The sequence below is a fragment of the Anaeromyxobacter sp. Fw109-5 genome, assembly GCF_000017505.1.
Classification (GTDB): domain Bacteria; phylum Myxococcota; class Myxococcia; order Myxococcales; family Anaeromyxobacteraceae; genus Anaeromyxobacter.
The window spans coordinates 1552726-1567426 of the sequence record NC_009675.1; the positions used below are offsets into that span (position 1 = coordinate 1552726).

The 14701-nt window shown below is 74.2% G+C and carries 16 protein-coding genes; 11 read left to right on the forward strand and 5 right to left on the reverse strand.

All coding sequences use genetic code 11. From position 1 onward, the window contains the following. Positions 1-73: 73 nt before the first annotated feature. Genes ANAE109_RS06990 through ANAE109_RS07010 form a run of 5 tightly spaced genes read left to right on the forward strand, consistent with a single transcriptional unit; the run spans position 74 to position 4482 of the window. Positions 74-925 (forward strand): inner membrane protein YpjD, encoded by an 852-nt coding sequence (locus ANAE109_RS06990; RefSeq protein ID WP_011985686.1) that lies wholly within the window; start codon positions 74-76, stop codon positions 923-925. Continuing rightward, on the forward strand, positions 922-2244 hold the full coding sequence (hemA, locus tag ANAE109_RS06995; RefSeq protein WP_011985687.1) for a glutamyl-tRNA reductase: 1323 nt from the start codon (positions 922-924) through the stop codon (positions 2242-2244). Before ANAE109_RS06990 ends, hemA begins: the two co-directional genes overlap by 4 nt. Before the next feature lie 13 nt (positions 2245-2257). After that, the gene (hemC, locus tag ANAE109_RS07000) at positions 2258-3199 is read left to right on the forward strand and encodes a hydroxymethylbilane synthase (RefSeq protein ID WP_011985688.1); all 942 of its coding nucleotides are present in this window, start codon (positions 2258-2260) and stop codon (positions 3197-3199) included. Between the two features lie 4 nt (positions 3200-3203). Beyond that, a complete protein-coding gene (locus ANAE109_RS07005) occupies positions 3204-3980 on the forward strand; it encodes a uroporphyrinogen-III synthase (RefSeq protein ID WP_011985689.1) in 777 nt (258 codons plus the stop codon). A 25-nt stretch (positions 3981-4005) separates the two neighbouring features. Continuing rightward, positions 4006-4482, forward strand: coding sequence for a DUF4265 domain-containing protein (locus ANAE109_RS07010; RefSeq protein ID WP_011985690.1), 477 nt, complete (start codon positions 4006-4008; stop codon positions 4480-4482). A gap of 32 nt (positions 4483-4514) precedes the next feature. Here the strand turns inward: ANAE109_RS07010 and truD are convergent, their stop codons facing one another. Then, the gene (gene truD / locus ANAE109_RS07015; protein WP_011985691.1) at positions 4515-5882 is read right to left on the reverse strand and encodes a tRNA pseudouridine(13) synthase TruD; all 1368 of its coding nucleotides are present in this window, start codon (positions 5880-5882) and stop codon (positions 4515-4517) included. Positions 5883-6017: 135 nt separating this feature from the next. Here truD and ANAE109_RS07020 point away from each other — a divergent pair, with 135 nt between their 5' ends. Further along, complete coding sequence (locus ANAE109_RS07020; RefSeq protein WP_041448173.1) at positions 6018-6230, forward strand: twin-arginine translocase TatA/TatE family subunit; 213 nt, start codon at positions 6018-6020, stop codon at positions 6228-6230. Here ANAE109_RS07020 and ANAE109_RS07025 read toward each other — a convergent pair whose 3' ends face one another. Then, positions 6231-6425, reverse strand: a complete 195-nt coding sequence (locus tag ANAE109_RS07025; RefSeq protein ID WP_011985692.1) for a hypothetical protein — start codon at positions 6423-6425, stop codon at positions 6231-6233. It lies immediately after the preceding gene. A gap of 200 nt (positions 6426-6625) precedes the next feature. Here ANAE109_RS07025 and ANAE109_RS07030 point away from each other — a divergent pair, with 200 nt between their 5' ends. Together ANAE109_RS07030 and ANAE109_RS07035 are read left to right on the forward strand one after the other, a co-directional pair. Beyond that, positions 6626-6886 (forward strand): hypothetical protein, encoded by a 261-nt coding sequence (locus tag ANAE109_RS07030; RefSeq protein ID WP_011985693.1) that lies wholly within the window; start codon positions 6626-6628, stop codon positions 6884-6886. A 62-nt stretch (positions 6887-6948) separates the two neighbouring features. Beyond that, positions 6949-7728, forward strand: coding sequence for a PHP domain-containing protein (locus ANAE109_RS07035; protein WP_011985694.1), 780 nt, complete (start codon positions 6949-6951; stop codon positions 7726-7728). A gap of 175 nt (positions 7729-7903) precedes the next feature. Here ANAE109_RS07035 and ANAE109_RS07040 read toward each other — a convergent pair whose 3' ends face one another. Together ANAE109_RS07040 and ANAE109_RS07045 are read right to left on the reverse strand one after the other, a co-directional pair. Then, a complete protein-coding gene (locus tag ANAE109_RS07040; RefSeq protein WP_011985695.1) occupies positions 7904-8596 on the reverse strand; it encodes a hypothetical protein in 693 nt (230 codons plus the stop codon). Positions 8597-8700: 104 nt separating this feature from the next. Beyond that, positions 8701-8886: a hypothetical protein gene (locus ANAE109_RS07045; protein ID WP_011985696.1), complete on the reverse strand. Its 186-nt coding sequence runs from the start codon at positions 8884-8886 to the stop codon at positions 8701-8703. 163 nt (positions 8887-9049) lie between these two features. Between ANAE109_RS07045 and ANAE109_RS07050 the strand changes: the two genes are divergently transcribed. The 3 genes from ANAE109_RS07050 (at position 9050) to ANAE109_RS23320 (ending at position 13863) form a co-directional block, all read left to right on the forward strand. Continuing rightward, positions 9050-10831 carry an adenosylcobalamin-dependent ribonucleoside-diphosphate reductase gene (locus tag ANAE109_RS07050; protein ID WP_011985697.1) on the forward strand — a complete coding sequence of 594 codons (1782 nt, stop codon included), beginning with the start codon at positions 9050-9052 and terminating at the stop codon, positions 10829-10831. Positions 10832-10975: 144 nt separating this feature from the next. Then, positions 10976-11623, forward strand: a complete 648-nt coding sequence (locus tag ANAE109_RS07055; protein WP_041448174.1) for a response regulator transcription factor — start codon at positions 10976-10978, stop codon at positions 11621-11623. A 128-nt stretch (positions 11624-11751) separates the two neighbouring features. After that, positions 11752-13863, forward strand: coding sequence for a GAF domain-containing sensor histidine kinase (locus ANAE109_RS23320; protein ID WP_049768536.1), 2112 nt, complete (start codon positions 11752-11754; stop codon positions 13861-13863). Here the strand turns inward: ANAE109_RS23320 and proC are convergent, their stop codons facing one another. Further along, positions 13864-14694, reverse strand: coding sequence for a pyrroline-5-carboxylate reductase (gene proC, locus ANAE109_RS07065; RefSeq protein ID WP_011985700.1), 831 nt, complete (start codon positions 14692-14694; stop codon positions 13864-13866). Positions 14695-14701: the final 7 nt, after the last annotated feature.

Here is a 14701-nt window from a genome sequence, read left to right on the forward strand (position 1 = left end):
GGACGTTTCGTGGAAGGAGGAGGGGGCTCCCGCCCGTTTACTCCTCGACGATCTTCGGTATGAGAAGGGACGCATGAGCATCGTCATCCTCCGCATCGCCGCCGCCCTCTACGCGGCCGCCGCGGCCGCGTACATCGTGTACTTCGCGCGGCCGCGTCACAAGCGGTCGGCCACCATCGGCTTCTGGGTGCTCGCGGCGGCGTTCCTCGTTCACGCGGCGGCGATCGGCGTGGGCTGCAGCGAGTTCGGCGGCGCGGAGTTCTTCGGCCTGCGCGGCGGCCTCGTCCTGCTCGTGTGGCTGCTCACCGGCGCGTACCTGTTCCTGCAGCGCTACTACAAGCTCCCCACCATCGGCGCGTTCGTCACGCCCCTCGCCCTGGTCGTGCTCCTGCCCACGCTGTTCGGCACGCCGGGTCACCCGGGCGTCGCGCCGGCCACGGTGCGCCACCCGAGCGTCACCCTCCACATCCTCTCCGCGGTCGGCGGCGTGGCGCTCTTCGCGATCGCGTTCGGCGTCGCCATCATGTACCTGCTGCAGGAGCGCGAGGTGAAGGGGAAGCGGTTCGGGGCGCTGTTCTCCCGCCTGCCCTCGCTCGACGCGCTCGATCAGATGATCCAGCGGCTCGTCCGGGCCGGGTTCGTCGTCTACACCGTCGCGCTCGTCGCCGGCACCATCACGGCGACCGCGGTCTGGGAGAGCGCCTGGTCGTGGGATCCGCAGCAGGTGATCTCGCTCGGCATCTGGATCCTGTACGGCGCGATGGTGCAGCTCCGCCACAGCGGCTGGCACGGCCGGCGCTACGCGCTCATGACCCTGGTCGGGTTCGTCATCCTCCTCTCCTCGATGGTCTCGCTGAAGATCGTCCCAGGGGTCACGCGCCACGCCGGCGACTACGGCCCGCGCGCGGCGGAGGTCTCGCAGTGAACGGGAAGGAGATCTTCCTCGTCGGGCTCTCGCACAAGAGCGCGCCCATCGAGGTGCGCGAGCGGGTGGCGTTGACGGGCGATCTCCTCAAGGCCGCGCTCTGCGAGCTCAGGGCCGCCGAGAGCGTCGCCGAGGCGTTCGTCGTCTCCACCTGCAACCGCGTCGAGGTCTACGTCCAGGCGGACGGGATCGAGCCGGCGCGCCGCTTCTTCACGGAGCGCGCGCCCGACGCGGACGAGCACCTGTACGCCAAGATCGGCGTCGAGGCGATCCGCCACCTGTTCCGGGTCTCGGCGAGCCTCGACTCGATGGTGGTCGGCGAGCAGCAGATCCTCGGCCAGGTGAAGGAGGCGTACGGCCTCGCGAGCGCCGCGGAGGCCGCCGGTCCGTTCATGTCGCGCCTCTGCAACCGCGCCTTCGCGACCGCCAAGCGCGTCCGCACCGAGACCGACATCGGCCGGGGCGCGACGAGCATGTCGCAGGTCGCGGTGGAGCTCGTCGAGAAGATCTTCGGCGACCTGAAGGGCAGGGCCATCCTGCTCGTCGGCGCGGGCAAGATGGGGGCGCTCTCGGCGAAGGCGCTCGCCGTGCTCGGCGCGGACCGCATCCTCGTGACGAACCGCTCGCCCGAGCGCGGGCTGGCGCTCGCGGAGCAGGTCGGCGGCGCCTTCCGCGGCTGGGACGAGCTGCCGCGCCTGCTCGTCGAGGCGGACGTCGTCATCGTCTCCACCGGCGCCCCGACCTACGTGGTGACGCGCGACCTGGTGCAGCAGGCGATGAAGGCCCGTCGCCGCCGCTCCCTGTGCCTCATCGATCTCGCCGTGCCGCGCAACGTCGACCCCGCGTGCGCCGATCTCGGCGAGGTCTTCGCCTACGACGTGGACGACATGGAGAAGGTCGTCACGGCGACGCAGGAGGCCCGCCGCGGCGAGGCGCTCCGCGCCGAGGCGATCGTCGAGGCGGAGGTGATGGCCTTCGCGAAGGAGCGGGACGCCCGGGCGGCGCTCCCGGTCCTCGCGCAGCTCCGGCGGCACGCGGAGCAGATCGCCCGGGCGGAGGCGGAGCGGACGCTCTCGCACCTCGGCCCGAAGCTGGACGAGAAGGGCAAGAAGAGCGTGGAGGCGATGGCGCAGGCCATCGTGAACAAGCTCCTGCACGGTCCCACGGCGCGGCTCAAGGCCGCCGCCGCCACGGGCGACGGCGATCTCCCGGGGGCCGCCGCGGAGCTGTTCGGCATCGACAACGACCCGGCGCGTCCCGAGGGCGCGCCGGCCCAGCCCGCCGAGGGCCGCGCCGCGGCCTCGTCGGAGCGCAGCTAGGAGAGTTCCGCAGATGATCCGCATCGCGACCCGCCGCAGCCCGCTCGCCAAGTGGCAGGCGAACCACGTCGCGGACCTCCTCCGGGCGAAGGAGCCCGGCCTCGAGGTCCGCCTGCACGAGCTCGTCACCAAGGGCGACCGGATCCTCGAGGTCCCGCTCGCGGAGGTCGGCGGCAAGGGCCTCTTCGTGAAGGAGATCGAGGACGCGCTCCTCGCCAGCGACGCGGAGATCGCGGTCCACTCGATGAAGGACCTGCCCGCCGAGCTCGCCCCGGGCCTCGCCATCGGCGCGGTGCCGGAGCGCGAGGATCCGCGCGACGCCCTCTGCTCCCCCCGCTACAAGACGCTCGCCGGGCTTCCGCGTGGTGCGAAGGTCGGGACCTCCAGCCTCCGCCGCGGCGCGCAGCTCAAGGCGCTCCGGCCGGACCTCCAGCTCGAGATGGTCCGCGGCAACGTCGAGACGCGCCTCCGCAAGGCGTCCGAGGCGCTCGACGCGGTGGTGCTCGCCTACGCGGGGCTCCGCCGCCTCGGCCTCGCCGAGCACGCGACCTACGTCTTCCCCGCGGAGGAGATGCTCCCCGCCGTCGCCCAGGGGGCGCTCGCCCTCGAGGCGCGCGCCGCCGACGCGCCGACGATGGCCCGCCTCGCGGCGCTCGAGCACCCGGAGACGCGCGTCCGCATCGAGGCCGAGCGCGGCTTCCTCGGGCGCATCGAGGGCGGCTGCCAGGTGCCGATCGCCGGCCACGCGACGGTCCAGGGCGGGCGGGTGTCGATGCGCGCGCTCGTCGCCTCGCTCGACGGGACGCGGGTCATCCGCGGGGAGCGGAGCGGCCCCGCCGCCGACGCGCGCCAGCTCGGGATCGCCCTCGCCGAGGAGCTCCTCTCGAAGGGCGCCGCCGAGATCCTCCGCGAGTGCGAGGGGAAGGCCCCGGGCCTCGCGGCCCCCAGGCGCTAGAGCCGTGGGCGCCCGGCTCGATCGGCGCACCGTCGTCGTCACCCGCGGGAAGGGAGGCGAGGACACGCTCTCGGCGCGCCTGCGCGCCCTCGGGGCCGCGGTGCGCGAGGTCCCCTCGATCGCCTTCGCCGATCCCGCCGATCCCGGGCCGCTCGACGCCGCGCTGCGCGCCCTGGACCGCTTCGAGTGGGCGGTCTTCACGAGCGCCACCGCCGTGGACCGCACCGTGGCGCGGCTGCGGGCGCTCGGGCTCGACGTCGCGGCGCTCGCGCGGCTGAGGCTCGCCGCGGTCGGCCCGGCCACGGCCGAGCGGCTCGCGGGCGTGGTGCGCGAGCCGGATCTCGTGCCGGGCGAGGCGAAGGGCGACGCGCTCGCGCGGGCGCTCGCGCCGCACGTCAGCGGGCGCCCGGTCCTCTTCCCCCGCCCGGCGGAGGGCCGCCCTGAGACGGTGGCCGGGCTCCTCGCCGCCGGCGCCGACCTGACCGGGGTCGAGGCGTACCGGACGGTGCCCGCGCCCGCGAGCGACATCGCTCCCCTCGGCGACTGGCTCGCGCGAGGCGAGGTGGACGCCGTCGCGTTCGCCTCCCCGTCCGCGGTGCGGGCGGTCACGGGGGCTCTGGGCGAGCGGGCGGCGCTCCTGAGGGGGGTGCTCCTCGCCGCCATCGGCCCTACCACCGCGGAGGCCCTGCGCGAGCAGGGGCTCGAGGCCGGGGTGCAGCCGGAGCGCTACACCGGCGCCGACCTCGCGGAGGCGGTCGCGGTGAGGCTCGGCCCCGGATAGATTCAGCGGCGAGGACCGGCCAGGCATGACGACGGAGCTGGACATCGCGGAGGGGCTGATCCGGATCCGGGTCCCGCTCGAGCGCTCGGACGGCGAGGACGGGCCCCCCGACGACTGGGTGTGGGCGGAGCCGCTCGGCGCGAACCGCTACCGCATCGAGAGCTGCCCGTTCTTCGCTTACGGGATCTCCCGAGACGACGTCGTCCAGGCGCTCGACGCCGCGGGAGAGGAGGAGCCCCGGCTCGACGACGTGGTGGAGAAGAGCGGGCATCGCACCCTCCGCCTCGCGCTCGATCCCGGCGCGGAGCTGTCCGACGGCGGCGTCCAGGCGTTCCTCGAGCGGCTGCTCGAGCACGGGTGCACGCACGAGGCGCTGCGTCCGAAGCTCGTGGCGGTCGACGTCCCACCGGAGGTGGACGTCGGGCGCGTCGCCGAGGTCCTGCAGGGCCGCGCCGAGGAAGGGCTGCTCGTCTGGGAGTGGGCCGACCCGCGCCCCTGCTGAGCGGCGCCCGCGGGGCGCGATCGAAACCGCCGTCAGGATCTCTTCTTCGCGGCCTCGCGCCGCTGCTGCCGCGCCTCCTTCTCGGCGCGGCGGCGGGCGAGGAAGCCCTGCTTCGCGGCGCGGGGAGCGGCCGGCTCGGGGGGGGCGGCCTGCGCCCCCGGGCGCGCGGGCGCCGCGCGACGGGCAGCGGCGGTGCCCGGCGCGGCTACCGGCGTGGCGCGGCGCCCCGGCGCGAGCGTCCAGTGGAAGAGCCGCTTCACGACCAGCGTGGCGTAGGCGCCGGGCGGGAGCGTGAACGCGACGTTCACGCGAAGCCGGCCGCGGTTCAGCTCGTCGGGCTTCGCCTCGCCGACCGCGAGCCGGCCGGGGAACACGAGGAGCGGGCGCTCCTCCGGCTCGAAGTGGATCTCGGGGGTGCCCGGCACGGAGAGATCCGCGAGCTCCTGGCCCTCACGCCCGAGCACCGAGAGCGCGGCCTTCTCGATCGCCGGATCTGAGAAGCGCGTGCCGGGGGCGAGGAGCGGGAACGTCCGGTCGTGGAGCTGACGCGCCTGCGCCGCGTCGAGCTCGCGCGGGAACAGGAGCGAGCCCGCCTGGTAGCGGATCGACACGAGGCGCGCCATCCCGACCACGTCCTTCAGGAGCTGCTTCACGCCCTCGTTCCACAGCCAGCTCTGGTAGGCGAACACCTGGAGCGCGCGCCAGCGCGGCTCGGTACGGAGGATGGCTCCGCGGTGATCGGTGGGGTGCGCCTTGAGCCACTTGACCACCGCCTGGTAGCGCTCCGCTCCCGGGTACGGGTTGCGGCGGTCCCACTCCCCCCAGTGCTCCTTCCAGAACGCCTTCACGCGCGCGTCGCCCGACTGATCGAGATCGCTCGGCCTGGCGAGGATGTTCCTCAGCGCGACCTCGAAGTCGCCGCGCATCAGGTCCTTCACGATGAAGCCCTGGCCGTGCTTCAGCGATCCGAAGCGCTGCGAGTCGAAGTAGTTCACGACGCCGAGGCGCCGGACCTCCGCGATGGACGCGGTCAGCCGGGCGACGTCGTCCTCGCCGAGGTCGCGCACCGTCACCGCGAAGCGGTTGGAGGTGGTGTTCGCCGCCGAGAGCGGCTCAGCCGCGCGGCCGAGCGGCTTCAGGCGGAGGTCGGGGTCCTGCAGCTCGATCTCCCGGCCCTGGATCGCGATGAGCTGGGTGGTGCGTCCCTGCTTGTCCTTGAGGCCGCAGTAGCTCACCGCCGCGCGCGGGATCTTGAACCCGGCGCAGATCCGTTCGACCGCCTCGAACGTGGAGAGCTTCTGCTTGTCCATCAGGTACACGAAGTGCGCGCCTCGCGGGTCCTCCTCGAAACGCCACGACTCGGTGACCTGGAAGTCCTCCGGCCTCTGCTTGAGCTTCATCCGCGCTCCCTACCACGCGCCGGGCGGTCGGTGCGCGGGAACTCCTCCGCGCGGGCATCGCGAGGGTGGCGCGGCTCCCCTGGGCGGGTGTATGGAGCGCGTCCGTCTTCAGCTAGCCACGCCGCGGAGGTCCGGATGGGCATCGTCGAGCTGCTTGCCGTCCTGTTCGTCGTCCTGCTTTTCTTCGGCGGGAGTCGCCTGCCCGCGCTGGGCGCGGGCCTCGGCAAGGCCCTGCGCAACCTCAAGGGCGCGGTGCACGGCGACGGCGTGTCGGGGAGCGGCTCGAAGCCCCCGCCGCGCGAGCTGCCGCCGGGCGGGGAGGGTGGGACCGGGGGCGAAGGGCGCTAGCTACCCCGCCCGTTGACGGAAGAACAGCACGATCGACAGGCAGTGGAACTCGTCGTCGCTCGACTGGGTGACCACCCGGTCCACCACCTCGAGGTCGGCGTTGGTGCGAAGCCAGCGCGTGACGGTCTCGCCCAGCTCCTCCCGCTCCTTCGCCTTCGTGGCGGAGAAGACCTTCACGCCGGTGAACTCCTGCATCGCGCTCTCCCCGTGTCTCTCTGACGCCTCGCCCTCACGGCGCGACCGACCCGAAAAAGTATTGCCGACGCATTTTGCAGTGTCAAACGCGCGGTCGCGATAACACCCGATGTCTCCTCGTGGTTTTGGGCGCGCGCTCCCCCTCCGCGGCTTTTGCTCGGCGCGCCGGCCGTCCCTACGTTCAGCCCACCGGAGGCGTCATGCGGGCGAAGAAGGGCTTCGCTGTCGAGTTCATCAACCGGATTCGCACGATGGATCCCTCGGAGCTGAACGCGCTCATCGTGCGGGAGGCGGGGGAGGATCTCGCGCAGTTCTTCCTCTCGTACAGCGCGAGCCTCATCTCGCGGGATCCCGAGAAGGTCCTCGAGAACACCTCGAGCCTCATGCTCATGGGCTATCTCATCCGCGCCGCGGAGGATCGCCGCGAGCTCCGCCACGAGCAGGCGATCGCGCTCGCCTGACGGCTTCTCAGCCCCCGCGCCCCGTGCTAAGCACGCGACGGCCCAAGGCGGCCGGGGGCGCCATGCTCATCGATCTCCACGTCCACAGCCACCACTCCCGCGGCAGCACGCTCGCGCCGCGCGAGGCGCTGCGCCGGGCGAAGCAGGCCGGGCTCGACGGCGTGGTGTTCACGGATCTCAACACGCTCGACGGGCTCGAGGAGATCCGCGCCGCGGGCCGCGAGGAGGGCATCCTCGCGCTCGTGGGCGTCGAGGTCGCCACCGACCACGGGCACTACCTCTGCTTCTTCCCCGATCCGGCCAGGGTCCCGGCGCCGCCGCAGGCCTTCGGCTCCGCGACGCCCTGGCCGGCCCGCGAGGTGCTCGCGAGGGTGCGGGAGCTCGGCGGCGTCGCCGTCGCGGCGCACCCCTACGACAAGACGATCGATCGGCCCAGCGGTGACTTCATCTTCACCATCGACGGGCTCGCCGCGATCGAGGCGCTGAACGCGAGCGTGAAGGGCCCCGCGAACGACCTCGCGGTCGAGGCGGCGGACCACATGAGCCTCCCCTGCACCGGCGCGTCCGGCGCGCACGCGTCCCTCGACGCGATCGGCAAGGCGGCGACGCTGTTCCGCGATCCGGTCGCGAGCGAGGCCGACCTCGTGGCGCAGCTCCGGGCCGGGACGGTGTTCTGCGTCGCCATCGGCGTGTCGCCGCAGCCCGCCGGGCGGGACGGTGGCGAGCGGCGCGAGCGGCGGCGCGACGACCGCGGCGAGCGCGACCGGGGCGGCCACGGCCACCGCGGCCATGGCGGGCACCGTGAGCGTGGTGGCCGTCGCGACCGTGGTGGCCGCCGGTAGGTCGAGCGCAGGCGCACGAGCTCGAGCCGAGCCGGGCGCAAGAGGAGCGGAGCAGCGCAGGCCCTCGACTCCGGTCCCGCTGTGCGGGCCCTGCGCTGGGGGATGAACGGACCGCCGCTCACGCCGAGCAGCGGAGCGACGAGTCCGCAGCCGGCGCGCCGCCTCGGGCGGCGGGTCACCTCTCCCAGCGCACCAGCCGCTCGTCCTGCAGGAACGCGCGGCGCTTCCCGCCCGCCCAGCTCCACTCCTCAGTTCCCGCGGGGCGGTCGATGCGCTTCTTCTCCGGGAGGCCCCACGCCATCTCCAGCGCGCGCGGGCTCATGCCCTCGACCGGCTCCTTCTTCGCGATCGCGGCGCGCTGCTCCTGGGGGAGGCTCCGGAAGAAAGAGGAGGGATCGTCGGCCGAGAGGATCTGCTCCAGCTCGAGCCGCACGTCCTCGTAGCTCGCGGCGGTCTGCGGGAGGACGACGACGAGGGGGCGCGACTCGCCGGCGGCCTCCACGTAGACCCACGGGCTGTACCGGGGCGTCATCACCACGCGGCGAGCGATGAGCCAGCCGGTCGGGAACTCCACCTCGCGCAGCCGCACCGGCGTGCCGGGCGGCAGCACGCGCTCCGGCGTGGGCGGCGCGATGGGCGTCCCCCCGGTCGTCTCGATGAAGTCGAGATCGGCGGGAGCCCGGTCCGAGAGCAGCAGCTTCGTCCGGTCGCCCCAGAACGGCGCGACGTAGGCTGCGACGCGCAGGTAGCGCTGCTGGCCGTCGAGCTCCTGGTGGACGCGGCTGCGCTCGGCGTCCGGGATGGCCGCGTGCGGCGCGCAGGCCGCGAGCGCGAGGAGGGCGGGGGCGAGGAGGAGGGCGCGTCGCATCCTCCAGTTCTCGCAGAGGCCCGGCCGGCGCACAAGCCGTGGGTTCGGGCCGTCGATCGGACGGGCGAGACGCGAGCGAGCGCGGTTCGCGCTCGCACCCGGCCCTACTTCCGCTCGGCGTTCTTGCCCTCCTCGATGAGCTCGCGGACCCGCTGTCCGCCCTTGTGGCCGAGCTCGGAGTAGCCCTTCGAGCCCAGCTGCTCCTTGCGTGCCTCGCCGCCGAGGCGGCCGGCCTCCCGCACCGTCATGTTGCCGCTCGCGCGGCGCTGTCCCTTGTCCCGGTCCGGCATGTGCGACTCCCTGTCCTACTGCGGATGGGCCTAACCTGAGGGCCTCCCCTGCGCGGGGCAAGGGCGCGCGCGCATAAGCTCCGCGCGCCGCCATACCGGACGCGCCGGCTGGCGCTCCCAGGCGCGAGCGGCGAAGGGACGCGAGCCTCGTTACGCTCACCCAATGGCGCGGCTGACCGACAACGCCCTGCACGTCCTGGAGCGCCGCTACCTGCTCCGCGACGAGAGAGGCGCGGTGGTGGAGACCCCCGGAGCGCTGTTCCGGCGCGTCGCCCGCGCGGTGGCGGCGGCGGAGCCTCCGGCGGAGCGCGACCGTGCCGCCGAGCGGTTCGAGGCCCGCATGTCGGCGCTGGAGTTCCTGCCCAACTCGCCCACGCTCATGAACGCCGGGCGAGCGCACGGGCAGCTCGCCGCGTGCTTCGTGCTGCCGGTGGAGGACGACCTCGCCGCGATCTTCGACGCGCTCAAGTGGGCGGCGCTCATCCATCAGTCGGGCGGCGGGACCGGGTTCGCGTTCTCGCGGCTCCGCCCGCGCGGCGACGTGGTGAAGACCACGCACGGCGTCGCGAGCGGTCCCGTGTCGTTCATGCGCGTCTACGACGCCGCGACGGAGATCATCAAGCAGGGCGGGGTACGCCGCGGCGCCAACATGGCGGTCCTGTCGGCCGAGCACCCGGACATCCTCGAGTTCGTGGACGCGAAGCGCTCCCACGGCCTCGAGAACTTCAACCTGTCGGTGGCCGCGCCCGACGCGCTCTTCCGGGCGGCGTCGCGGGGCGACCCCTGGCCGCTGCGGCATCCTCGCGGCGGGATCGTGAGGAACATCGATCCCCGCGCGCTGCTGGCCCGCATCGCGGACTCGGCGTGGGCGTCCGGGGAGCCGGGGCTCGTGTTCCTCGATCGCGTCGAGGCCGCGAACCCCACGCCGGACCTCGGGCACTTCGAGGCCGTGAATCCGTGCGGTGAGCAGCCGCTCCTGCCCTTCGAGGCGTGCACGCTGGGCTCGGTGAACCTCGCCTGCTTCGAGCGCAGCGGGCGGGTCGACTGGGACGGGCTCGGGGCGTGCGTGCGGGACGGCGTGCGGTTCCTCGACGACGTGCTCGACGTGAACGTGTGGCCGCTCCCGCAGATCGCGGAGATCTCGCACCGCAACCGCAAGGTCGGGCTCGGCGTCATGGGGTGGGCCGACCTGCTCGTCCGGCTGGGGATCCCGTACGATTCCCCGGACGCGCTCGCCAAGGCCGACGAGGTGATGGGGTTCGTCACCCGCGAGGCGCACGCCGCGAGCGAGGCGCTCGCGCGCGAGCGGGGCGCCTTCCCGGGGTTCCCGACGAGCGCCCTCGCCCACGCCGGCCGCCCGAGGAGGAACGCCACCGTCACGACCATCGCGCCGACCGGCACGCTGGCGCTCATCGCCGGGTGCTCGTCCGGGATCGAGCCGCTGTTCGCGCTCGCGTACGTCCGCCGCGCGCTCGACGACTCGGAGCTCCGCGAGGAGCACCCGCTCGTCGCGGAGGCGCTGCGCGCTGCAGGCGCCGACGCCGCGCTCGCGGCCGTCCGCGCCGCGGGACGCGCCCGAGGGGTCCCGGGCGTTCCGCCCGCGGTCGCGCGGCTGTTCGCGACCGCGCACGACGTCGCGCCGGAGGCGCACGTGCGGATGCAGGCGGCCTTCCAGCGCCACACCGACAACGGCGTGTCGAAGACCATCAACCTGCCGCGCTCGGCCGCGGTGGACGACGTCGCGCGGGCCTACGCCCTCGCGTACGAGCTGGGGTGCAAGGGGATCACCGTCTATCGTGACGGCTCGCGCGAGCGCCAGGTGCTCACGAGCGGGGCGACGCGGAACGGCGAGGAGTGTCCGCAGTGCGCCTCCCCGCTGTCGCGCACCGGCGGCTGCATGACGTGTGCGCGCTGCGGCTGGGCCAGCTGCGAGACGACCGAGTAGACGCGCCCACCCCCGCCTTGGAGCGGCCGCGGCGCCGGCTCCCGCGTCCTGCGGTGACGCGTCACGCCGCCACGGGAGTGGTGGGTCGGGTGAAGCCGCCTTACACAAGAAGCCTGACGGCGTTGGGGTCGCCCGGAGGTGCCCATGCGCGCGGTGGTCGCGGACGATCACGAGGTGGTTCGGCGAGGCGTTCGAGCGCTCGTCGAGTCGCATCCGGGGTGGACGGTGTGTGGCGAGGCCTCGAACGGGCGAGAGGCCGTCCGGCTCGCGCAGGAGCTCAGGCCCGACGTGGTGGTCCTCGACGTCACGATGCCGGAGCTGAACGGGCTCGAGGCGACCCGCGAGATCCGCGCCTCGGTGCCGGACACCGAGATCATCCTCCTGACGGTCCACGACTCCGATCAGCTCCTGGGCCAGGCGCTCGACGCCGGCGCCCGCGGCTACGTGCTGAAGGAGGACGCCGCCCGTCACCTGGTCGACGCGATCGACGCCCTCTCGAAGCACGCCCCCTACGTCCCTTCGCGCGCCGCGGAGCGGCCCGGGAACGCGGCGGCGCAGGAGCGGAACACGGTCGTGTCGCGCGGCGGGCGCGTCACCTCGCTCACGCAGCGCGAGCGCGAGGTGCTCCGGCTCCTGGCCCAGGGCGACTCGAACCGCGAGGTCGCCGGCCAGCTCTCCATCAGCGCGAAGACGGTCGAGACGCACCGTGCGAACGTGATGCGCAAGCTCGGCGCCAGCTCGATCGTGGACCTCGTGCACTACGCCATCCGCAACGGCATCGTCGAGCCCTGACCTCCGATCGCGGTGGCCGGCGCACGGGGCGCGCCCTCCCCGGCACCCTCGGGCGCATCCACCCGCGCGCTCCCGGATGGCTCCAGACGGGGCGCGTCACCCGCGCGGACGGAGCGTAAGAGAGCGAGATGCCGCCCGAGCCCCGGTCGACCAGCGCGCCCCGCGCCGACCCGATCGCGGCCGCCACCGAGCAGCTCCTGGCGGTCGGCGCCGCCGACCTCGATCGGGCCGTCGACGCCGTGCTGAGGGAGGCCGGCCTGCACGTGCGGGCCGACCGCGCGGCGGTGTTCCTGTTCGGGACCGGCGAGAGCCTGGCGCTCGAGCGGAGCTGGTCCACGCCCGGCATGCCGCCGCCCGCGACGCAGCTCGACGCGCCGTGGGTGCGCGGCGAGATCGAGGCCGGGCGAGTGGTCGCGCTCTCGTCGCTCGACGACCTCCCATCCTCCGCCGAGGCCGAACGGCGCTTCGCGGAGGCGAACGGCATCCACGCGGCGCTGTTCGTGCCCCTCTCCTGCGCCGGTCACCCGGTGCTCGGGTGGGCGGGGTTCGTGAGCCTCTCGCAGGAGCGCTCCTGGGAGCGGGAGCTCATCGCCGACGCGCGGCGGTTCGGGATGCTCCTCGCGGCGGCCCTGCTGCGGCTGCGGGCGGAGCGGGAGCGCGACGAGCAGGGGCGGCTGCAGGCGCTTGCGCTGGAGGTCTCGGCGGGGTTCATGGAGCTGCCGGCCGAGCGCGTCGGCGAGGGCGTCCGCCGCGCCCTGCGCCTCGCGGCGTGTGCGCTCGCCGCGGAGCGCGCCTCCGCGTGGTTGCTCGACGAGGACGGCGCCGGGGTCCGGCGCGTGGTCTCCTGGCCGGAGGACCCGGCAGATCCCGACCCGCGCAGGATGCACCAGGAGAAGCCCTGGCTGGATCCGGTCCTCCTGCGGCACCTGCGCGAGCACCGCGCCTACGCGCTGGCCGCGCTCGAGCACCTCCCGCCGGCGGCCACGGCCGAGCGCGCGCAGCTGCGTGCGCTCGGCGTCGGCTCGCTCGCGGCGATCCCGCTCCGCGCCGGCGAGCGCGCCCTGGGCTGGCTCGCCTTCTCCTGCCGGGGGCCGCACGCGTGGCCGGAGCGCACGCTCTCGAACGCCCTCATCGTCGGCGACATCGTCGCGGCGGCGCTCGCGCGCGCCCGCGACGCGGAGCGGATGCGCGCGAGCGAGCTCGGCGCGCTCGCCTCGCGCGACCTGCTCCAGTCCACCATCGACGCGCTCTCGGCCCACGTCGCCATCACCGACGCCGCGGGGACGATCGTCGCGGTGAACGCCGCGTGGCGTCGCTTCGCCGACGAGAACGGGCTCGCGCTGCCGCGACACGCGCTCGCCGCGAGCTACCTCGGGGAGTGCGACGCGGCGGCGCAGAACGGCTGCGCGGAGGCGGCGGCGGTGGGCGCGGCGATCCGCGCCCTCGCGGACGCCCGGCGCGAGGACTTCCGGCTCGAGTACGCGTGCCACGGCGCGCAGCGCCCGCGCTGGTTCCAGCTGCGGATCACCCGCTTCGAGGCCGGCGGGGCCACCCGGCTCGTGTTCGCGCACGAGGAGGTCACCGAGCTGAAGCAGTCGGAGGAGCGGCTCCACGCGCTCACGGGACAGATCCTGCACGTGCAGGACGCCGAGCGGAGGCGCATCGCGCGGGAGCTGCACGACGGCGTGGCCCAGCAGGTGTTCGCCCTGTCGCTCGAGATCGCGCGCGCGCGGGGGCGCAGCGAGGACGAGGAGACGAGCCGCTCGCTCGACGAGTGCGAGGCGCTCTGCCGGACCGTGCTCCAGGACCTCCGCACCGTGTCCCACGTGCTGCACCCCCCGATGCTCGACGTCACCGGCCTCGTCCCCGCGCTCGACTGGTTCGTGCGCGGGTTCGCGACCCGCAGCGGGATCGACGTGACGTTCACCTCGGAGGGGGTCGCGCGGCTCTCCCCCGAGACCGAGCTCGCGCTGTTCCGGGTGGTCCAGGAGTCGCTCGCGAACGTGCAGCGGCACTCCGGCAGCCGCTTCGCGCAGGTGGGCCTGACCCAGGCGGACGGCGAGGTGGTGCTCGTCATCCGCGACCAGGGGAGGGGGATCCGGCTCGGGCCGGAGTCGCTCGTCGGGGTGGGCGTGGGCGGGATGCGCGAGCGCATCCGCCAGCTCGGCGGGACCCTCCGGATCCGCGGCGGCGACGAGGGGACCGAGATCCGCGCGGTCGTCCCGGCGCGGCTGCCGTGATCAGTCGCCGCGCACCGCCCGCTCGCCGAGCTCGCGCGATCGGCGCGTCGCGGCCTCGACCGCGGCGATGAGCGCTGCGCGCAGCCCTCCCTGCTCGAGCGCGTGGACCCCGGCGATCGCCGTTCCTCCCGGGCTCGTCACCTGGTCCTTGAGCCGGCCCGGGTGCTCCCCCGTCTCGAGCACGAGCTTCGCCGAGCCGAGCACCGTCTGGGCCGCGAGCGTCATGGCCACGGAGCGTGCGAGCCCGACCTTCACCCCGCCGTCGGCGAGCGCCTCGATGACGAGGAAGAGGAACGCCGGCCCGGAGCCGGACAGGCCGGTGACCGCGTCGAGGTGGTGCTCCTCCACGATCACGGTCGTGCCGACCGCCTGGAACAGGCTCCGCGCCTGCTCGAGGTCCCAGTCCGTGGCGTGCGCGCCGCGCGCGAGGGCGGTCGCCCCGGCGCCCACCAGCGCGGGCGTGTTGGGCATCGTCCGTACGATGCGGACGCCGGCACCCAGCTTGCGCGCGATCGCCGCGATGGAGACGCCGGCGGCGATCGAGACGACGAGCTTGCGGTGGTCCACCGCCGGCGCGATCTCGTCGAGCAGCTGCTCCATGGTCTGGGGCTTCACGGACAGGACGACGACATCCGCCTGCTCGGTCGCCTCGAGGTTGGAGCCGATCACCTTCACGCCGTACCGGAGCGCGAGCTCCTCGCGCCGCTCCAGGCGCGGCTCGGCGCACACGATCTCCTCGGCCGACGCGGTGCCGGCGCCCAGGAGGCCCTTCACGAGCGCCTCGGCCATGTTCCCGCTGCCGAGGAACGCGATCTTCTTCCCGAGTGGCATCGGGGCA